Here is a 21,116-nt window from a genome sequence, read left to right as displayed (position 1 = left end):
TTTGGTACCTCACTGAACGGAGATACCTTTCTGCGCTAAGGGGAATGTACCTCACTGAAAGCAGTTAGGCAGTTAGAAGGGGCTCCATGAATGCGGTTCCTTCTAACTGCCTCTATTCGTTGCACGGAATCGTCTGCGTCACACTTCGAACAGCGTGTCGGCGGCCTCGGCGATCTCGCGGGAGGCGGTCAGCACGATGACGCAGTGCTTCGGATCACCACTGTGCGCCAACTTGGCCAGTGCGGCGAACACGGCCACGGTGTCGTCGTCGTTCAGCCCGCGCGTCGGCTCGTCCAGAATCAGCACTTCCGCCTCGGTGCTGATGGCGCGTGCGATGGCCACCAGTCGCTGCTGCACCAGCGGCATCTTGCCCACCGCCATGCCGGTCGTGGCCTCGGAGAAGCCGACCTTGGCGAGCAGCTCGCGGGCGATCACCGGGCGGGGCTTGAGGAAGTTGCGGTTCGAGGCATCCATCGCATACAGCACGTTGTGCTCGGCGTCCAGATACGGCTGCACGGCATGCAGCTGCGGCACGATGCCCAGACGGTGTCCACGCAGCTCGATCGGCTCCAATTCGGCGATGTTTGCGCTTTTGTTCATCACCGCACCGGAGGTGGGCTGCACGAGACCGGTCATCACGCCCATCAGTGCGCGACGCTTGAGGTCCGCTGTAATGCCGGCATCGGTGTCGTCGCTGACGAGCAGGGCATACGAATGCCCTGCATAGCAGGCGAACTCCACGTCATCCAACACGTTGACCCTGCCCTTGGCGCCCGCCAGCGTGACCTTGTTCAGCGCGAACGTGGGGTAGGTCTTGAGCAGGACGTCATCCGCGCCGCCGCCTACCAGCACGCGATCGATGCGCGAGGCCAGCGTCATGGTCGGCTCGGCCTTGTGCGAGGCGTCCTCGTGATCCACCAGTGTGGATCGTTTCTCCGACTTCGCCAGTCCGAGCGTCTCGTTCACGCGCGCGGCATTCCGCGCGGTGACCTCGGCGCTGGCGTTTGCCGAAGCGAGGGCGTCCGCCTCGGCTTCGCTGGGCTCGCGGCCATCGGCGGCCTCGGCATCGCCGGCAGCAGCGGCAGTATTGGCGACTGCTTCTTCGGAGCGGTTGTTTGCCTGCGATTCCGCGGCGTCAGCGGTATTTGCGTCGGCGACTGACTCCGCGGAATCGCAGGCATCCGCAGTGTCCGCCGCGTTCTCCGCAGCCGCGAGGCTGCTGTAGATGTCGTTCGCGGCAGCGCCCTCGGTGCCGACGGCACCATCGGTATCCTCGGTGTCGTCGTCCTCGTCATCAAAGGTGACGCTGAACTGGATGAAGTCGGCGGGGGAGCGATTGTCGTCGCCTTGCGCCTTCAGCTCGCCGTCCTGCTCCAATTCCTCGGAAGTGTTCTCGGAAGTGTTCTTCTCGCTCATGCCTGTGCCTCCGCATCATCGTGGGTGGTTGACGTCGTGGATTCGTTCGCGTTGGACTCGGACTGCCCGTCCGTCTGGGACTTGCCGGATTCCCGAGCTGAAGCCTCAGACTCAATGATTTCGGTCTCGCTCACGGTTCCCCAGTCGCCGTCGGCAGCGAACAGCTTGTCGGCGCGGAAGAACGCCAGACGCACGGCCGCCAGGATCGCCAGCGCCAGAATGGCGCCGAGACCGCCCCAGACCATATTCCAGATGAGGCCGGATGCCACGGTCACCTCATGGCCGGTGCCGATCAGCGCGCCGGCCAGCGGCTTCGTGGCGAAGATGCCGGCCACGAGACCGATCACGTAGAACGGCAGCGTCTCGAAGAACACCTCCAGCATGAACTGCCAGCCGAGGCGTCCGCGCGATACGCCGGACACCAGCGCCATGCCGATCTCGTCATCGCGTTTCGGCCCCCACACGCCGAACAGTACGAGCGCGAGCAGCAGCACCCCGCCGACGACGAGCAGCACGATCGTGCCGGTCTTCACATTGCCAGTCACCGCATCGAGCGGCTCCAGCGACTTGGTGTACGCATCCAGCGCGGGGGAGGAGATCGCGAAGCCGGACGCCGGAAGCTTCGCCTTCTTCAGCTCGGCGACAAGCTTGTCGTAGGTTTCGGCGTTCGTCACGTTGAACACCACATTCAGGTCAGGCACCTGCCAGCCGGAGACCGAGTGGTCGTCGGCGGACGGATCCAAGCCGGCCTTGGAGTACGCCTGATAGTTGGTGAAGATCGCGTTCTCGCGGTTACGGGCCGTGACCACCGGATTGTCGGAGTCGGCGGCGGCTGTGTACTCGTAGATGCCGCGCACGGTGAGCTCATAGGTGGTATCGGCATCGGCCGCTGTGGCCACCTTGAACTTGTCGCCCACCTTCAGGCCGTTGGCCTTGGCGAAGGCGGAGGAGACCAGCGCGCTGGTTACGTCCGGGTCGGAGGACTGGTTGTCGTAGCTCAGGTTCTTGCCGTCCACCAGCTTGAAGGTGCCCAAGTCGCTCGCCTTGGCCGCGTCGGCCGTCCAGAAGGCGCGCCAGAGCAGCTGGCCGCCGGTTTTGTCGTCGGATGCGGAGCCCAGCGAGGACTCGCCCTCGACTGCCTTGAGGTCGCCAGTCGTGCGCGCCGGCACGGTTTCGGTCACAGTGAAGTCCAGATTCACGCCGGCCTGCTGGATTACCGTGGCGTATTCGGTGTACGACGTCCACGTCATGTACTGCTTGGTGCTCGCCGAGTCAGTGGGGGACACCTTCTTCCATGCCGCCGCGCTCGGACGGATGGCCAGATTGGCCGCCTGCGCGTTGTATTCATCGGTGTGCGCCGCGGTGTTTTCCTGCACGACGGCCAGCCCGGCAACCGTGCCGAACGTGACCGCGAGCGTAATCAGCGCGGTCAGGGCCGTGCGTCCTTTGGCCCGCATCAAAGCCCGCCAGGCATTGCTGAGGACGAACATGTGTACCTCTCCCGTTCTCCTAGGCCTCTCCTAAGCCGAACCCATCCGAATGCCTCACGCCTGTCCATGCGATGCGGACGATTCGGATGGTTCGAGCTTCTCGAAACTCATCAACTAATCAATACGGCTCCACTATTATTGCGCTTCGTGACCGTTGTCTTGCGCAATACTGTTATACCTCTCAATGAAGTCTGAAAGTATTCTGTGAATCATGTAGCGGTTTACCGGAGGCATCCGTTGTTTCAGGCCGTTCTGTTACACTATGCACCGACGTATAAAGTACACCTATCAATTCGCGGGCGATGCGCTCCCGGGTGGTGGGGTTTGCCCGGCGATGTCTTCGCAAGTCCCATGTTCCGTGAGTCCTTTCGGCTTTGAGGGGCCGTTCGCGGCTCCGCCGAAAGCCGTCGGAGCACTGCGTTCGGGATCGGTGGACGGCTGCAACGCCGGAATATGGGATTCCGGCAGACGCTAGCCGTCCGTAAAGCAGCCGGTCCGTTGGTCGTCGTCGGATTACTGCGTCTGCAGCAACCGCGCGCCCCGCGAAAAGGAAGGCAATGGTTATGGCAAGACGCAGTGCGCATGGCAGCAGACCGGTCCCGAATCTGGGCTGGCAGAGGGTGCAGGGTCCGCACCATACCGGCGCATACCGCGTGAGCCGCACTGGAGCCAAGGTCACGTCTCTGGTGGTGCTCGCCGTTCTGGCGTTCTTCGGCACATTCGCCGGGGTGACGTGGGCGGACCTCAGCAATACGGTGGAGCAGCAGGGCGTCGACCTTCTGCCCCAGAAAACTGCTAGCGGCAAGAAGACCGAAAGTCTGCCGGTGGACCCATATGCCAAGAGCGCGATCGATATTCTGCTGATTGGCCAGGATACGCGCGATGGCGACGGCAATGCGGCGGTGGGTGGCGATGACGCCGACCTGGCCTCTCTGCACAACGCCGATACCACGATGATCCTGCACATCTCGGCGGACCGCAAGTTCGTCGATCTGGTCTCCATCCCGCGTGATCTGATAGTGACCACGCCGGGCTGCGAGACGTCGAACGGCACGATGTACGCCCAGTCCGAGGTAATGTTCAACTCCATCTTCCCCAACGCGTATGCCCAGGGCGGCGATATCGCCTCGGCGGCGAGCTGCACGGTGGCCGAAGTCAACTATCTCAGCGGATTGAACATCCAACAGTTCATGGTGGTTGATTTCAGCGGCCTGTCCAATATGATCGACGCCATCGGCGGTGTGGACATCTGCATACCGACATACACGCGCGACGGCTACACCGGCATCGAGCTGGGCCGTGGCATGCATCACCTCGATGGCCAGACCGCCACCCAGTTCGCGCGCATGCGCCACGGTGCGGGCACCGACGGTTCGGACACCATGCGTACCACCCGTCAGCAGTATCTGATCAGGCGCGTGATCAATACCGTGCTGTCGAAGAACATGGTGACCCAGTCTGGCCAGCTCTATCAGCTGGCCAAGGCCGCATTGAAGTCGGTGCAGATGAGCCAGGGCCTGGCCGACGCCGCCACGCTTGCCGGTCTTGCCGCCAGCATGAAGGACTTCGATATGAATCGCCTGTATTCGCAGACGATTCCGATCACCGAATACATCTATGATCCCAACCGCAGCCAGCTGGCCGACGGCGCGGAGGACGTGTGGAAGAAGCTGCGCGAAGACAAGCCGCTGGTGGAAGAGGCTACGTCAACCGAGTCGACCGATTCCGCGAACGGTTCCGATGCCGGCTCTGATGCCGCCGACACCGGCTCCTCGGCGGATACCGGCACTTCGACAGACGCTGGTACTTCGACCGACTCCGGCACCGCCGATACGTCCGGCTCGGATACATCCGACGGCTCCACCTATGACGCCGCCACCGACACCTACAAGATGGCCGACGGCACCATCATCGACGCGGCGACCGGCGGCATCATCGACCCGGAAACCGGTGCGATCAAGAGTCAGGTCACTGGCCAGTACATCGGTCTCGCGGCGCGGTACATCGAAGTCACCTACTGTGGCGTGAAGTACTGATGACGGTGCGTTCGCCATTGTCCGCGATTGCGGCTCCTGATGGGACGCAGTCTCAGGCGCGCGCTGGCAGGCCGATTCGTATGCTGCCGGTGCTGGCCGGACTCGCCGGTGTAATCGCCGCGTTCTGCATTGTGGTGGCCTGGTTCCCCAGCGCCTTGTGGGGCACGCCGATTCAGGGCATCGACGCTCCCGCGCATTACTACTTTGTTCGTAAGCTGCTCAACCATGGCCCCTCGGTGCTGCTCACCCTGCAGTCCAACGACGGATTCTATCCGCCGCTGTTCCACGTGTGCGCCGCGCTGCTGGTGGCGATTGGCGGCGCGCTCGGCATTCCGGCGTTCACCGGCAGCATGGCTGTGATGGATGCCGTCAACTGCGTGTGGATTCTTGGTGCCGGACTGCTCTGGCCGCTGGGCATGCTGCTGCTGTGCCGGTATTTCTTCCGCCGTGCTTCGGTGGTCACGCGCTGCATACTGGCGTTTGCCGTACCGGTGTTGGCGGTGAGCTCCGGTGCCAATCCCTATCAGATGCTCTATGCCGGTCCGCTGTTGAGCTATGGCTTCGCCAGCAATCTGCTGCCGTTTCTGATGCTGGCCACATTACATTTCATGGACGCGATCACGGACACGCGCGCAGAGCGGAATGAGCGGAATGAGCGGCTGCTCAAGACCGGACTGCTCACGCTGCTCGCCTTCGTGGTGGTCGCGGGCGCACAGCCGAAGATGATGTTCACCTACATCCTCGTCATGCTGCCGTTCGTGCTGGTGCGTCTGCCGTGGAAGCTGATTGCGGCGGTGTTCGCCGGGCTCGCCGTGTGCGCAGTGGGATTCTTCATCTTCGCGGTGAACATCTACAAGAATTCACGCTACTTCCACCCCGAGCAGTGGTTCCATACACACAAGCCCGCCATGACCCTGCCCACCTCGCTCACCTATGCGTTCAGCGATGGCATGGTGACCGGAGATCCGGCCAAGGGACTGATTTCCTTTAATGTGCCGACAGTGGCTGGTCGGGCGATGATAGCGCTGCTGGTTTTTGCGATCGTGGCGGCGATTGCGGCGGTGGTCATGAACCTTGTTCCTTTCGTTCCGCGTTCGAAGGTGGTCCGCGGGCTCGGTGCTGCCGATCGGCCTGACGTCGCCCTCGGCAAGGATGCGCTGGCGCTGCTGCTGGCGTTCGGATTCGTGCTGTTCGTGTTCGAATGCGGCGCTACGCTTACCGGTGCGATTCCGAATGTCGTGACCGCCGCCTGGTATCGCAACGAAGTGCGCACGATGACGATGCTGCCGCTGGGTATCCTCCCATTGATCGCCTTCGCCGGCGCCTGCCTTGATCGATGGGTGATTCGTGTGCGGAATGCGGGCGATGACTCCGTGAGGGGTGGCAGTGCGATGGCCGCCAGCGCGGAGGCTGGCCGTACCGTGGTCGTCAGCGCAGAGACTCCCAGCGCGGTGGCTTCCCACGCGGTGACCGGCAGCGCGATGACCGCACGGGTAGTGGCTTCCCGCGCAGTGTCCGCGATTTGCGCATCGCTGATGGTTGCGGTGCTGATCGGCGCGCAGACCGTCAACCCGGTCAAGGCCATGATGGTCGAATCGCTGACGAATGCCGCGTCGTTGGAGAAATCCGACCCCAACGAGCAGCTCACCACCGCCAAGTTCGACGCACTCAAGCGCATGGTTGGTGTGACGGGCACGGATGCGCTGATCATCTCCGACCCGCTCAACGGCTCCATGTATGCCACCGCCTTGTTCAACGCGAACATGCTGTATCCGGTGTATAACCCGCAAGACACCATCCATGGTCAGATTTTCGGCCAGGTGGAACGCGATTTCGCCTCCGGCGACAGCGCCACGATGCTCGGCAACGCCTGCGGTATCAACCCGAGTCAGCCCACGTATTTCCTCTCGATGGGCCCGCAGGCGCCAAGCCTCGAGTTCCAGTTCAAGGCGCAGTTCAACCAGTTCCATGATGCCGCGCTCATCGCCAAATACGTGGAATCCGGCGCCCTGAAGCCAGTCGCCACCCTCGACCTCACCACCTACGGTGACTACGCCGCCGACTGGGCCCTCTACCAACTCAACTGCCCAGCGCGTTAGTATGCCGCGTCAGAAATTCGTCGAGTGATATTGGCCCCCTCGTCAGAGGAGGCCAATACCGGCTTGTATGGCTCCCCTTGTCAGGGGAGCTGTCGGCGTAGCCGACTGAGGGGTAGTCGTCAGAGGGACCAGCACCACTTAACCAATTATGAGACAGTCCGCTAGTATCCTGCGTCAGAAATACGTCGATGAATTCACTACCCCTCAGTCCCGCTTCGCGGGCCAGCTCCCCTGACAAGGGGAGCCAGAATACACTCAACCAATTACAAGCCATCAGTTAATCCGCTATTCCGATTCCGGCCAATGCCGGCGGTTCGGGCTCGTGTTGCCTAGGCTCTCGCCGTCTGGATTGCCCAGATGGCTTTCCTCGATGAGGTAGTTGGGGCGGTGCTTGGTCTGCATGAAGACGCGGCCGAGATATTCGCCGATGATGCCTAGACAGAGGAGCTGCACGCCGCCGAGGAACAGCATGACGACCATCGTCGAGGCGTATCCGGGCACATCAATGCCGGAGATCAGCGTGCGGAAGATGAGGAACAGTGCGTACAGGAATGCGGCGACCGAGATAAGAGAGCCCGCCCAAGTGGCGATTTTCAGCGGGGCGATGGTGAAGCTGGTGATGCCGTCCATCGCCAGATGGAAGAGCTTCGGGTAGCTCCATTTGGTGGTGCCGGCGACGCGCTTGTCGCGATCGTACAGGAATTCGATCTTCTTGAACCCGATCCAGCTGAACAGCGCCTTGGAATTGCGCTCGGACTCGTCGAGCCGCTGCAGAGCTTCGATGCATTTGCGGTCGAGCAGTCGGAAGTCGCCGGTATCCCGCTGAATCTCCACACCGGAGATTTTCTGCAGCAGACTGTAATACCAGCGGCTCGTGGCCTTCTTGAGCCAGCTTTCACCCTCGCGGCTGCGCCGGCGGGCATACACGTCCTCGTATCCCTGGAACCAGAGTTCGGCCATTTCGGGAATGAGCTCCGGCGGATCCTGCAGATCGGCGTCGATGATGACCAATCCATCGGTATGCGTGTGCATGATGCCCGCATACATGGCTTTTTCCTTGCCAAAATTGCGTGAGAGAAACAGATAGTCCACATCATCGGGATGCCGGGAAGCGTATTCGCGGATGAGCGGACGGGTGTCGTCCTTGGAACCGTCGTCCACAAACAGGAGCGTGTACCGCAGACGCTCAGGTGCGTTGGCGATGAGCCTGTCCATGCGGTCGAACAGTACCGGCAACGACTCCTGTTCGTTGTAGCAGGGAATCATGATCGTCAACGTGCGAACATCAGCGTCACTCATTATTCACTCCTCAGCTCGCAGAACCAGCCACACTATAATAAGCCACATGTCTTCCAGCAATGCATCGGTACCCATACGCGCCAGTCGAACGCTTCCCGGCGTCATGGGGTATCTGGCTTGCTTCGCGTTGCCCATCGCGCTGCTTGCATTGCTGTGTGCGATCCGCGGCGTCTACCCGTTCGGCGGTGAATCGTTCCTCTCCGGCGATCTGCGCTACCAGTACGTCGATTTCTTCGTCTGGTTCCGCTCCCTCCTGCTGGGGCAGGGCGGGAACTTGTTGTTCTCTTTCGCGCAAGGCATGGGCGTGGGCACGTGGGGGCTGTACAGCTTCTATCTGGCGAGCCCGCTGAACTTGTTCGTCGTGTTTTTCGATGAAGCGCATATCGTGTTGTTCATCTGGCTGATCGTGGCGGTGAAGCTCGGACTGGCCGAGATGAGCATGGTGTTCTTCCTGCGCCGCCGATTCCAGATCAACGGACCCATCGCAGCCATGTTCGGCCTCGCCGTGGTATTCGGCACATGGACGGCGAGCAACCTGCGCAGCCCCATGTGGCTTGACAACCTCATCCTGTTGCCGCTCATCTGCTGGGCCGCCTACCGGTTCATCAACCATGGCCGCTGGCGGCTGCTCGTCGCCCTGCTCGCCGCATCCGTGATTGTCTGCTGGTACACGGCCTACATGACCATCTTCTTCCTCGTCTTCTACGCCGTCCTTGAGCAGATGGCGCTCGCCGCCCGCGCCGGCACGCGATTCCGTGACAACAACCTCTGGCGCAAGGTATTGGGCATGGCCGGCTGCGGTGTGCTCGCCCTGTTCCTGAGCATGTGGACGTTCCTGCCGACCATTCAGGCGCAATCCGCCAGCCAGGGTGCGATGTCGTCGCGCGTGCGCGGATACGTGGCACAGGCGCAGCAGCTCGCCGGAGGCCTGGTGGAGCGATTCCTGCCGGTACTGCTGGTCTCCGGAGTTTTGGTGGTATTGGCGATTATCGCGGCGATTGCGTTGGCCGTGGTGCGCGGGCGTGCGCGGCGCGCGGATGTTGCGGGGGCTTCGGGGGCTTCGGGGGTTGCGGACCGCGATCGTATTGGCGTCGGCGAGATGGCTGCGACAACCGAAACGACGCCTGCAGCCACAGCGTCGGATTCCGGTGCGGCGGCCGGCAGCGCCGCCCGTCACGATGGAGACGCATCGTTTGGCTTGGTGGACGCATACGCGCACACGGTGGCATGGCGCATATGCGTGGCGCTGTTCGCTGCCGGCAGCGCGGTTCTGGCGATTGCGCTCGCGCGCATTCCAGCGCTCGCCCATATCTGGGAGCTCGGCACGCGCACGGATCTCAAGGGACTGCTGCTCGGCTTCACCCCTACCGCATGGCAGGAGGAGCAGATTCCGCAATTGTTCGCCGGATTCGCCGTGACCGTGCTCGCCATCGTGTTCTTTGTGCTGCCGTCGATTGCGCTGTCCGTGCGCAAAACCGCGGCGGTCATCCTCGTATTTACGCTCGCCTCTACATGGCTGATTCCTCTGGAGATGCTGTGGTGCGGTCTGCGATATCCGAAAGGATTCTATTCGCGTCCGGCCATCTATGCCGTGTTTCTGATGGTGTTGCTCGCCTCGGTAGCGTGCCGCGAGCTGTTCGCCGGGCGATTGCCGTGGAAGCGGGATTCGCGCGATGGCGTTGCTGCGGATGCGGCGATTGCAGCCGATACTGCCGGTGCCGGTACTGTTACCGGGCCCGGCAACAGTACCGTCGATGGGACCGGTATGCGAACTGGCGATGATGCCACGACTGCCGGTAGCAGTATCGGTTCCGGTGCGGGGGCTCGTATTGGTATCGGCATCAGGACCGGTTTGGCGCGCGCACTGACCGCGCTTATCGTCGTCATCACCATCCCCGAGTTCATCATCGCCGCCAATCACACTTTCTCCGTCGTGTATCGCGATTATCCGCAGTCTCAGGCGACCGCCTATGCCGCGAACTCGCGCGCACAGGCCCAGCGCCTCGCCGAACTGGACGACGGTGTGTACCGGTTCGAGAAGAACTACACCCGCGCCAATCTGGGCGCGCTGAACGAGGGCATGGCCTCTGGATTCAGACAGCTGTCCATATACTCGTCCGCCAACAGCGCGGCGGCTGTGGATTTCCTCGCCGCGCTCGGCTACAGCCAGACCGACGAGAATCTCACCCGTTATGCCGCGCCCAGCCTACTCAGCGATTCGCTGCTCGGCGTGAAGTATGCGTCGCTCAGCGGATTGAGCGGAGATGTTGCCGGTTCGGGGGATACAGGTTCGGACGGTGCTGCTTCTGACGGTGCGGCCTCGGACGATGCCGGCTCGTCGGATTCGTCCCGGAATGAGTCCGGCTCGTCCGCGCAGTCCGTGAGTGGGCGCTCGCAATACCTTGGCATGACGCGCGTCTTGGATGCCGCCGGCGTGGGCGCCGAAGCGGTGTATCGCAACCCGAACGCCCTGCCTCTGGCGTACGGCGTGCCGGCAAGCGTGGCAGGCAGTGCGATGCCCAAGTCGGCCAATCCGTTCGAGAACCAGAACGCGTTCGCTTCCGTGCTGGTGGGACATGCGGTTTCCCCGTTCAAGCAGGTCGAGGCCAAGGCCGCTGACAATCCGGATGGCACGCGCACGTGGACCATCCAAGTGCCCGAGGGTTCGGTCGGCTACGTGTACGTATCCACGCAGGCCACTGTGGACTTCGGTCTGAGCATCGACGGTGGAGCGGTGATCACTGAAAACAACCGTTTCGAGCACGCCTTGCATCCGCTGGCGGGGGAGACGTCTGGGGTGGCTGGCGACGTTGAAGCCGATGCCGGTGCCGAGACTGATACTGCTGGCAATGGTGAGTCAGCGAGCAATCAGGGCGATACCGAGCGCGAGGCGGCCGACCAAGGGGACGCCAGCCATGGGACAGCTGATTCGGAGGGCGCCGATGTCCAGTCGGGTGATACCGGTGCTTCGCGGGGTGGAAGCGTTGGCGCGGGCACGGCCGAGTATGCCGGCGGCACCCACACGGTGACCCTCTCGTCGCCGACCGGAGCTCCGGTGACCGGCGACCAACCCGCCGCCACCTGCCTGTTCGCGGTATTGGACATGAACGAGGTGCAGTCGATCACCCGTCAGCTCGCGCAGAACCCGCTTAATGTCGAGCGATTCGAGGACGGCCACATCCGCGGCACCTTCGATGCGGGGACTGCTGCTGGCGGTGATGTGGGGTCGAGCGACAGTACTGACACTGGTGTGGGCGTTGCCGGGGACGCGGGTGCCGGTTCTGCTGATTCGAGCGCGAGCACTCATTCGGGCTCCAGTTCGGGTTCCTCCTCGGGTTCGGGTTCTTCCTCGGGCGCGGGTTCCTCCTCGGGCTCCGACTCCGGTTCGGGTGTGGGCTCTTCCTCGGGCGCGGGCTCCGGTTCGGGTGTGGGCTCCGACTCCGGTTCGTCTGTGGAAGCTGAATCCGGTGCGGCCGCACAGTCGCTGCTCGTCACCACTCCTTACAGCAAGGGCTGGAAGGTCACTGTCAATGGCGTAAAGGTTGCGGCCCAGCCAGCGTTCGGCGGCGCGGCCACCGTGATTCCCGTACAGCCAGGGCACAATACCATCGACATGCGCTTCATCACGCCCGGACTCATCCCCGGTGCCGTTGTTAGTGCCGTCACCGCTTTGGGCTGCGTCGGTGCCGCGGTCATCGCCGCCGCCCGGCGTAAGCACGGGCAGCGCAGGTTGTAGCTGACTGAGATTGTTGGTGCAACGCAACAACTACGATGATGGCCGTTAATAGGGTTTGTTGCCCAGGTTTGTCGTCGTAGCAGTACGTTTGCTGTGGTCTTACGGGCCCATATCTCGCTAAACGTACACTGAGAGCTGCTCAGTGTACGTTTAGCGAGGTCTTATCGGCAGAGTTCATGGCTGGCGTTCGTGTCCCTGTAGCGGATTATCTCGGGTTTTGTGTTTCCAGGACAATGATTCGTGTCTCTGCGGATGTGTCAATCGGTTGACATGCTTACAGGGGCAAGAATTCGTGTCCCTGTAGCAGTTTTTAGCCCGTTTTGCGTTTCTGGGACAGTGGTTCGTGTCTCTGTGGAGGCGTTAATCGGTTGACGTGTTTACAGTGGCAGGAATTCGTGCCCCGGTAGCGATTTTTCTCCCGTTTTGCGCTTCTGGGACAGATTGAGTGCCCTGAGTGCACCCTGCGCGCTGTCCTTCGCTGTGGGCTGGTTGTCGAAAACCGCGGAATTCCGCCGTTTTGCAATGTGTGGCTTCGGAGCGTCAACGGCGTTCCAGTGCAGACGCTGTCCCTGTAGCCCCAAAAGGGTCGTTCCGGGCTACAGGGACAAGAAAACCTGCCACGCTGGCGCATTCGTGGTTGTTTTGCACTCGCGTGGCACGCCTGTGGTGTTGCGGGCGCGCCGCCGCTGTGAGTGCTCACATAAAACCGCAGAATTTCGTCGTTTCTCGGCGTGTGGTTTCGATGGTTCGGTGATGTTCCCGTGTTCGCGTTGCCACGCTGGTGTATTCTCGGCGGTTTTGCACTCGCGTGGCACGAAGCAAGCGCGAAGTACGCGGAATCGCGCTTTAAGCCACTATTCGCTTCCGTGACAGAATTCAGATGGAATCCGGCAGTTGAAATCGGACGCAGCGCAGCCGGGATTCCATCAGGTGCCTCGGATGCAGCCCTTAATCGGTGTCGAGTCGCTGAGTGTGGTCTGCTGTGTCGGTGAATCAATCAGCCTTCGAGAGGTCGTGGCCTTCGTCGAATGATTCCTGTTCCCGTGCTGAATCCCGCACGGTCGGCTCATCCCGGCAGCTCGGATCGCCCAATCGGCCCGCATCTTGGTCCCCAAGGCACACGGCGGTGAGCATCGGTGCGCAGAGGAACACCGCAAGCAGCACGCGCAGTTCGACGTTCAGCGCCGCGACCATGATGGACAGCACGATTCCGACCGGAATCAGAAACAGCGACAAGAGCTGGGCCCGCCCGCGACGCACCGCCATAATCGCCAGTGCAACCAGCCACCAATCCAGCAGCGCCACGTTCAGCAGATAATGCGGCACCAGCCCCACCGGCGACTCGGCGAGCACTTCGGGCGCGGTATGCGTGATGCCCGAGGCGTAGAGGTATTGGTCGTTCGCCACCATCAGTGGATTGACCAGAGAGCCCTCGAACTGCCAGTATGCGGTCACGCATGAGCCGAAGTTCGAGAAGCACAGTGACGCCCAATGCCGTAGGAACTCCGGAAGATCACCGTTGTCCAGCTCGAACAGCTTCTCCTGATCGGCGATGAGCGGCTGATAGTTTTTCGCCCAATCGTCCGCCGATCGGAAGGAGGTGAAGTACCGATCCGCGGACTCGGGCAGGTTCTGCGGATTGCCGTTCTGGTTTTCGTGGTAGATGTAGCCGATCTGCTGCAACGGAACGCCCAGCATCTCAGTGGTCTCGGACGGCTCAGCCTTGAGCCCGTAATCCTCGAACACGCCCCACGCGGCAGTGAGCATCGCGAACGCTGCAATCAGCGCCACGACGCGCTTCCATTGCGCGCGGTATCGAATCACCAGAAAAACCAGCACCGCCAGCACGAACAGGATGTTGTTCTTGCGGTATTCGTTGCAGATGAACAGCAGCACCGCCACTGCGGCGATGAACCAAGGGCTATTAAGCAGTGGCGAAGTGATGCGGGAAGCGTGTGCGCGCAGACGCTGGCGGGTGCCGATTGAGGACCCAGCTGTGGCCTCGTCAGGGGACCCGGCCGAGGAGTGTCCGATGCGTGAAGTGCCGGCTGTTGGCAACGCTGTATATGCGTCGTCTGCGGTACTTGTTGCGTCCGGTCCGACGGGCGTGTCCGCCATGCTGCGGCTGCCGCTGCAGTCGCGTATGCCGAGTCGATTGCTTTTGCTGCTACGGCTACCGCTCTCGCTGAGGCGCCCGCCGCCCTCGCCGCGCTCGCTGCTGCCGCTGAGTCGGTCAACGCGCTCGCTCGACGCGATGAGCTCATACAGCGCCACCGCAAGCAGCAGCGTGAATCCGGCCGCGACCGTGTCTTTGGTGCGGATCGTGGCATACAGCGGGAACAGCGGATACAGGGCGTACGCGAGAGTGAGTGCCGCGATCCATCTGCGGCTCAGATGCCGGGTCAGCAGCGCCAGCGTGGCGATGATGCACGACGCCAGCACAATCGATTGGATGAGATTCGTGGTGCCGAGGTCGTTGCGCCCGAGCAGTCCTTGGAAGACGTAGGTGTCCAGCAGTGAGTGGTGTTTGCTGTACTGGCCGCTGGCGAATTGCGCTCGCTGCCAGGTGGAGTCGTTCGTATTGAATCCCGGCCATACGTGCGCTAGGCAGGCCAGATACACCGGTAGCGGCAGCGCGATGAACCAGTATCGGCGCAGCCATGTTCGCCATGGTTGCAGTGGGCGGGAGGGTTCGCTTGAGCGGTCCGCCGTCGAGCGTGCTGCTGCGGACGCTGCTGCTGCGGACGCTGCTGCTGCGGACGCTGTTTCCTCTGCTGCGTGCATATGCATCAGTCTAATATCCGCCCATCTTTTGGCATCTCGGCCTTCGCCTCCCGGTCTTCGAAAGCGCGGTCGGGAACGACTCGGCTATGCGCCTATTGGTGCTATTGAAGACAGCGGTAATGTCGTTGAGTATTTTTCTGACAGAGATGCCGAATGGCTCTGTAGAGCGGTTTTTGAAAGGCTGTGCATGATATTGCCTTGATGACGTCGTCTTATGGCTCTGACAGTGATTTGTTGCTCTCCGATGCGAACCGGCGCGGGCATCTTGTCGAAATCGTTGGAGTTCCGCCGAAATGTTATTTGCTTGGTATTTGCTTCCGTGTGAGTCGTTGTGCTCTTGAGTAGCGCTGTCGACATCATTCCGCTGGCTATGCTTGCTGCAAGCTTGTCAGTATCTTGCCGGTGTTTGGGCTCCATGGTGATATTGTGCCGACGTATTCGTCGACTTCGCATTCGCCGCGCTCGTAGCAGACCTTGCCGGTCTGGTAGTCCGAGCGTGGGCTGTCAGTCTTGTTCGTCAAGCGCGGCGAGGGCGGGGTAGATTTGCTGGGCGAATTGCGGTAAACCCGACCTCTGGAGCATGTGCGCGTAGTCTTCGGGCGTCTGGGGGTATTCCTTGTAGCTTCGCAATGCGGTATAGCCGACTTGTGCGACACGCCCCGGGTCAAGGTCGAACACGTCGAGGAGGAAAACATCCGGGTGCTTGATATCGATGTTCAACGAGGAAGTGGATGATTCGGGGAAATCCTTGAGGTTGAAGGTGACGAGAGTCTGTGCGAGGGAATGGTCGGCCGCGGCGAGCACATGGCAGTCCTTCTCGTCGCAGGTCATGTCTTCGATAAGACTCTCGTAGCCGGTCACTGTGGCGTCTGGGAAGGCGCGGGTCATTGCGGTGATGCGTCGTACGGCGCGTTCTTCTCCGACGCGGATGGATAGGTTCTTTCGAAGTTCCGTGAGCACTCAGGAAGACCAGTAAGGTGTGAAGAATCGTTCTTCGGCAAGACGGAGAATCAAATCGTTGACGATTTCGCCGTAGAGAACGCAGGTGTCAAAGAAGACTGGGGAACTCATGGCTCGGGAACTCCTTATCCGCGGATGCCTGCGGGCTCATGAGATAAGGGGGTTGTCGAGTGTCGCCTGCGGGTTCTCGTCCGCGGCGATGCCGTCGAAAACGGCCAGATTCTCTTGATGGCGCGTCTCGGCGTACCTCTGCAGGTCGGCGAGCAGCACTCGGCGGTGGCGGCCGACTTTCTCGAACGGAATCTTCCCCTGTTCCAGCAGTTTCACCAACGTCGGACGGGATACTCCGAGGAAATCGGCCGCGTCCTGGGTGGTCAGCTTCGTGTCGTACGGAGCGACGAACACGGCCTTGCCGCGCGCAAGCTGATCGGCCATCTGCAGCAGGGCGTTCGCCAACTCAGGGGTCAGAGGGCGGGCCGGCATGCCGGGCACTTTGAGTGTCGCTACGGGGAAGTCTGGCTGCGCCGCCATCTCGGCGAACCGGCTGTCGACGGTCTTGGCGGGGTCCTCCGGAAGGCTGGACAGCGCCTCCCTGATATCCAGAAGCTGCTTACGGTTATCCACATTCGGCATATATGTCGCAGAATCCTTGGCGATGCTTCGCGTCCCCATAGTCATTCCTTCCCATTCCCCCGAGCCATCAGCTCCTGCAATGGATGCTTGAGCTCATCCATCATAGTCATTAAACGAAATATTCGCAAATCTGATGTCTGCTTGTTTCCTGCGAGAGTCGGTGAAGTGGAGAGAGCTTGCTGGAATGTTGGCGACACGCCATGTGTGTTGTCGTGGTTTGTGCGTTGTCTGTGCCGCGCTGGCGCATTCGTGGCTGTTTTGCGCTCGCGTGGCGGTGTTTCGTGTCCCTGTGGGAGGGTCGATCGATTGACGCGCTTACAGGGGCGGGATTTCGTGTCCCGGTAGCGGTTTTTCGCATGTTTTGCGCTTCAGGGACGGGTTGATGGCACTGAGTGCGGCCTGCACGCCGGTCATCGATGTGGGCGGCTCGTCGAAAACCGCGGTATTCCGCCGTTTCCTGCGGCCGGGTTCCGAGGTGCCGATGGCGTTCTCGTGCCGGAGTTGCCCCTGTAGCCGCAAAACGGCCATTCAGAGCTACAGGGACAAGAAAACCTGTCCCTGTAGCGCGTCCGGGGCGGTTTCCGTGCTTCCGGGACAGCGGTTTGGTGCTCGTTTGGTGTTCGTCTTGCCCAATCCATCCGCTCGGCCGCTTGTATTTGCTTCGTAACTGTGTATTGAGGGTGAATTATCTTCGATCGCTATTGGTTTAACGCTATTGGTTTAGCATTATCTTCATTTAAAAGCATTATTATTGCAATAATATGCAGAATTGAGGCTTTTTATGATACAATCGCATTGATTGTGCAGAGAGGAGCATGGCATGCTCATTGACTTCAGTTTTTCGAACTACAGAAGCTTCCGTGATGAGCAGTGTTTCTCCATGACTCGAGACAAGCGTTTTTCGGACGGATCATTTGCTGATCGATCTACGATTGCGGCAGTGTATGGATCGAACGCGTCAGGGAAATCGAATTTCCTCAGAGCGCTGCAGATGATGGCGGATATGGTGCGTACGAGTTACAGCCAAGGCAATGCTGGGACCGATATACCGCGAGACCCTTTCTTGCTTGGAAGGCGGGAAAGGTCTGAGGGTTCCTCATTCTTCGTGGAATTCCTAGCTGGGGATAATCAACGGTACCGTTACTGGTTTCGTTTCAATGACGATGTCATTCTGTATGAGGAACTGTCGGTGTATAAGCTCATCGGCGATAGGACATCTTCGCACCCCACTCGATTGTTCTCAAGGGATGAGAATGGAATCAGCTTCGGTAGCGCGTTTCGCGGACCGAGAGCGCAGGTTAAGAAGACGATTGAGTTGCGGCCGAACGCTTTGGTGCTATCGGCTGCTGCTGCCGCCGGCATTGCCTGCACGCAGCCCGCGTTCGAGTTCTTCGTGGAGGGGATCACTTTCTGTGACGCCCAAGGGTACCGTGACGAACAGCCGCGCATTCTAGGGGAGTTCAACCGCAAGACGTCGTTCGCCAAGGAGCTTGCTCTGCTGATTCGTTATGCGGACTTCGGCATTGTGGATGTCCGGAGCGCTCCAGTGAATATCGATAGGGCTGTGGTGGATGATTTGAAAGTCCAAATCAGGGAAAGCCTCGGAGCCGATCCGGATAAGTTGGATCAGTTGTTTGCCCGTGGGCAATCGTCTGAGTTGCAATTCGAGCATGCTGGTGCTGGAGCGCCTGTCGCGTTCGATGAGGGCAATGAGTCGCAGGGAACTATTGCGGCACTGTCGTTCTTCTCTTTGGCGCTGCGTCAGCTTGCTCGTCCTACGGTTACGTTGATTGATGAAATCGACGCCAGTCTTCACCCGTCATTGGTTGAGGAATTCATCGCATTGTTCACTGATCGTGCGACCAATCCTCATGGTTCGCAGTTGATTTTCACCACTCATGATGCATCTCTGATCAACGTATCCGGTTCTGCTGATCGTCTTATTGATCCTGATCAGGTGTGGCTGGTTGAGAAAGACAAGGATGGGGCATCTGCATTGTACCCAGTAACTGACCTGAAAATACGGAAGGAAGAGAATATCGGCAGAAACTATCTCAATGGTGTATACGGTGCCGTTCCGAAGCCAGCATTCCATTCCGTGTTTGCCAGAATCATTGAGGAAGGCGGCATCGATTGAGCCGGCGGGAAGGTAAGTACGCCGCTCCGCGGCACGGGCGTAATGTTCGGCGCAACACTCGGGCAAGGGCGAAACGCTACCTTGTTGTCTGTGGAGGACAAGCTACGGAGCCTGAGTATTTTGAGCATATGAGTTCGTCCCTGAATTCAGTGGCCATTAGGGTTATCTCAAAGACCATGGCTCCTTCGCAACTTGCGGACTATGCGGTGAGGTGCAAACGTGACGATGAGCGCAATAACGATCCTGAGGATTGTTATTGCGCTGTCTTCGTTGTTGTGGATGTGGATGACTATCACGACCATCGTCAAGCGCAACGTATCTGCAAGGACAACGGGATTCGCCTCATCATTTCCAACCCTTGCTTCGAGGTATGGCTGATTGATCACATTCGGCGGTGTCCGGCTTCATACGCCGATACCCCAGCAGTGGAACGCTATGCCGGTGAGCTCAAGGTGGTTATGGGCGCACGGAATAAGCACGTCAACTTCGAAGTCATTGATGGGCTCACGCAGAAGGCTGTACAGAACGCGGAGAGGCACAATTCGGAAGGGAACAAGGCGATGGCCAGGCGTCAGCTCGAGCCCTATCGAGAATCGGATTATGCGCCTTGGACGGATATGACAGACGTGATTGAAGCGATGGGCTGATTGCTTGTTGAAGCGTGCGGCGCACGTATGCTGCCGTCGCGCCCATGCGCGATTGGCTATTAGTACTCTATTAGTACTAATAAGATGCTTCTGGGACAGTAGACTGGTGCTCATTGGTTCTGTTCGGTGCCCTTCGTCGGCAGGGCTTCGTTGACTGCGTCCGTAACGCCTTTTCGTCAGGGGAACTGCCCGGCGAAGCGGGAGCGGGACTGAGAGCCGGTATTTCGGCGACGATTTGCTGACGCAGGACACTGGGCCATCCGCTCAGCTGTTTTTATTTGCTTCGTAACTGCATTTTTGGGGTATAATTCCTCGAAATCGTTGAAATTCCGCCAAAATTTTATTTGCCTGATATTTGCTTCCGCGTGAGTCGTCGTGCTCTTGAGCGACACTTCGTTTCGATGGGTCTAATGGGAGTCTTGGGCATTATAGTTGGTGATGTTCACTGTTGTCTGAGAGAGAGTTACGGTATGCAGCTTGATATGGATCGTTTGAGAAAAGCGAATGAATCAAAGCCTTGTATCCTAGCCACATGGCTGTGCTGCATCATCATCACATTGATCACTCTTCTGCCTGTCGTCCGTGCACAGGGCGATGACACCAACTTTGCCCGATGGATTAGTGAATCATCAAGTCCCGCTCACTGGGTGTGGGAACGGTATTTGAATTGGTCTGGCCGAGTGTTCTCCGAGTCGGCTGCCGCTGTGTTCATTCCGCTTGACCAGATGTGGTGGCGCGTGGCCAATGCGTTGATGGTCGCTCTGCTGATATATTCGATGATTCGGCTGGTTTCCCGTCGTGTTACTGTCGTCGATGTTCTCATAGGGTATGCGTCGTTCTGGCTGATTGCGCCAGGCATGATGCTGAACAGTGTGTACTGGGTGGCTGGGTCGTTCGCTTATTTGTGGCCGACTGCATTGGCGTTCTTTGCGTCACTCTTGCTGGTGAGAATATACCGGGGCGAGTCCGTGAGACACTGGGGGTGGTACATCCCCGTGGCCTTCGTGGCCTCGCTAGGCGTGGAGCAGGTCGGTTTGTGCTTGTGTGCTTTCGCTCTGCTCACCTTGGGTGCCTACTGGATACGAAATAAAAAGATCTCTATTCCTTCACTGGTCTTCGCGCTTGTTTCAGGCGCAGGAATCATTATTGAAATGGTTTCACCTGGGTCTCATTTGCGCACTATTTCGGAGACGAAAAACTGGTATCCGGAATTTGCGACAATGCCTTTGAGCAGCAAAATAGTGCGAGGTATTATGTGGCAATTCTCATATACGGCGAATTTCATGCTGCTCATTATCGCGGTATTAATTATCGGTCTGTTGGTGGTGATGGCGCAGTGCTGGTGCTCTACTGAAGTCGAAATCTCGGCAAACAGCACCGCTAAGGGAGATCATTCGGTTCCACTTTTCAATCGTATTGCCATAGGCTTGGCAGGTGCTTTGCTTACGGTGTTGGCGTGTGAGGATTTGATTCAGATAAGGCCTTTCCTCATGAACTTTAGTGGAGACCGTTTGCATAAAATCACATCTGCTTCATTCTGGACTATACTGTTAGTCTGCCTCATAATCACCGTACTGTATTGTGCAAAATCCCGTATGCTGATTGCATTTATACTGTTGGCTGGAATCGCTGCGTCTGCGGTCATGTACTTTTCTCCGACAATTTACGCTTCCGGCCCACGTACGATGTTCATTTCTGCGCTGTTGTTCATTACGGTTCTTCACTTCATGCGTTCGTGGTATCCCAGCAGGTTCTGGTATTGGATTATCGGCATTCCGGCAGCAGCGAATTTTCTTCATTTTGTATATGCTGTTTGGAGCAATTACAGTCTTAGCCTGTTCGGCTGATGGCTTTGTGCTGGGGGAATGAGAGTGTTGTC

Annotated in this window: 12 protein-coding genes; 6 read left to right on the top strand and 6 right to left on the bottom strand. The window is 59.5% G+C overall.

All coding sequences use genetic code 11. From position 1 onward, the window contains the following. Positions 1 to 138 precede the first annotated feature (138 nt). Both BREU_RS12110 and BREU_RS09845 read right to left on the bottom strand, forming a co-directional pair. Entirely contained in the window at positions 139 to 1,416 is a 1,278-nt protein-coding gene (locus tag BREU_RS12110; RefSeq protein WP_044090439.1) for an ATP-binding cassette domain-containing protein, read from the bottom strand. Next, positions 1,413 to 2,906 carry an ABC transporter permease gene (locus BREU_RS09845; RefSeq protein ID WP_044090438.1) on the bottom strand — a complete coding sequence of 498 codons (1,494 nt, stop codon included), beginning with the start codon at positions 2,904 to 2,906 and terminating at the stop codon, positions 1,413 to 1,415. The genes BREU_RS12110 and BREU_RS09845 overlap by 4 nt, the downstream gene beginning before the upstream one ends. Positions 2,907 to 3,469: 563 nt before the next feature. On the opposite strand from BREU_RS09845, the gene BREU_RS09840 reads away from it, so the two are divergent. Beyond that, positions 3,470 to 4,942: an LCP family protein gene (locus BREU_RS09840; RefSeq protein WP_044090437.1), complete on the top strand. Its 1,473-nt coding sequence runs from the start codon at positions 3,470 to 3,472 to the stop codon at positions 4,940 to 4,942. Then, positions 4,942 to 7,041, top strand: coding sequence for a DUF6541 family protein (locus BREU_RS09835; RefSeq protein WP_152598628.1), 2,100 nt, complete (start codon positions 4,942 to 4,944; stop codon positions 7,039 to 7,041). Before BREU_RS09840 ends, BREU_RS09835 begins: the two co-directional genes overlap by 1 nt. A 285-nt stretch (positions 7,042 to 7,326) precedes the next feature. Here BREU_RS09835 and BREU_RS09830 read toward each other — a convergent pair whose 3' ends face one another. Next, on the bottom strand, positions 7,327 to 8,340 hold the full coding sequence (locus tag BREU_RS09830; protein WP_044090435.1) for a glycosyltransferase family 2 protein: 1,014 nt from the start codon (positions 8,338 to 8,340) through the stop codon (positions 7,327 to 7,329). Between the two features lie 46 nt (positions 8,341 to 8,386). On the opposite strand from BREU_RS09830, the gene BREU_RS09825 reads away from it, so the two are divergent. Then, positions 8,387 to 12,076, top strand: a complete 3,690-nt coding sequence (locus tag BREU_RS09825) for a YfhO family protein (RefSeq protein WP_044095949.1) — start codon at positions 8,387 to 8,389, stop codon at positions 12,074 to 12,076. A 993-nt stretch (positions 12,077 to 13,069) separates the two neighbouring features. Here the strand turns inward: BREU_RS09825 and BREU_RS09820 are convergent. From BREU_RS09820 to BREU_RS09810, 3 genes are all read right to left on the bottom strand, one after another. Continuing rightward, positions 13,070 to 14,860 carry a DUF6020 family protein gene (locus tag BREU_RS09820; RefSeq protein ID WP_152598627.1) on the bottom strand — a complete coding sequence of 597 codons (1,791 nt, stop codon included), beginning with the start codon at positions 14,858 to 14,860 and terminating at the stop codon, positions 13,070 to 13,072. Positions 14,861 to 15,364: 504 nt separating this feature from the next. Further along, positions 15,365 to 15,820 carry a PIN domain-containing protein gene (locus BREU_RS09815; protein WP_238567063.1) on the bottom strand — a complete coding sequence of 152 codons (456 nt, stop codon included), beginning with the start codon at positions 15,818 to 15,820 and terminating at the stop codon, positions 15,365 to 15,367. Positions 15,821 to 15,967: 147 nt separating this feature from the next. Next, positions 15,968 to 16,492 (bottom strand): helix-turn-helix domain-containing protein, encoded by a 525-nt coding sequence (locus tag BREU_RS09810; protein ID WP_044090432.1) that lies wholly within the window; start codon positions 16,490 to 16,492, stop codon positions 15,968 to 15,970. Positions 16,493 to 17,273: 781 nt separating this feature from the next. On the opposite strand from BREU_RS09810, the gene BREU_RS09805 reads away from it, so the two are divergent. From BREU_RS09805 to BREU_RS09795, 3 genes are all read left to right on the top strand, one after another. Further along, positions 17,274 to 18,590, top strand: coding sequence for an AAA family ATPase (locus tag BREU_RS09805; protein ID WP_044090431.1), 1,317 nt, complete (start codon positions 17,274 to 17,276; stop codon positions 18,588 to 18,590). Then, positions 18,587 to 19,237, top strand: a complete 651-nt coding sequence (locus BREU_RS09800) for an RloB family protein (RefSeq protein WP_044090429.1) — start codon at positions 18,587 to 18,589, stop codon at positions 19,235 to 19,237. The genes BREU_RS09805 and BREU_RS09800 overlap by 4 nt, the downstream gene beginning before the upstream one ends. A 470-nt stretch (positions 19,238 to 19,707) precedes the next feature. After that, positions 19,708 to 21,084 carry a DUF6056 family protein gene (locus BREU_RS09795; protein WP_044095947.1) on the top strand — a complete coding sequence of 459 codons (1,377 nt, stop codon included), beginning with the start codon at positions 19,708 to 19,710 and terminating at the stop codon, positions 21,082 to 21,084. Positions 21,085 to 21,116 lie beyond the last annotated feature (32 nt).

The sequence above is a fragment of the Bifidobacterium reuteri DSM 23975 genome, assembly GCF_000741695.1.
In the GTDB taxonomy this organism is placed as follows: Bacteria; Actinomycetota; Actinomycetes; order Actinomycetales; family Bifidobacteriaceae; genus Bifidobacterium; species Bifidobacterium reuteri.
The sequence above is the reverse complement of the archived record's forward strand: the minus strand, read 5'-3'. Positions and strand labels throughout refer to the sequence as shown.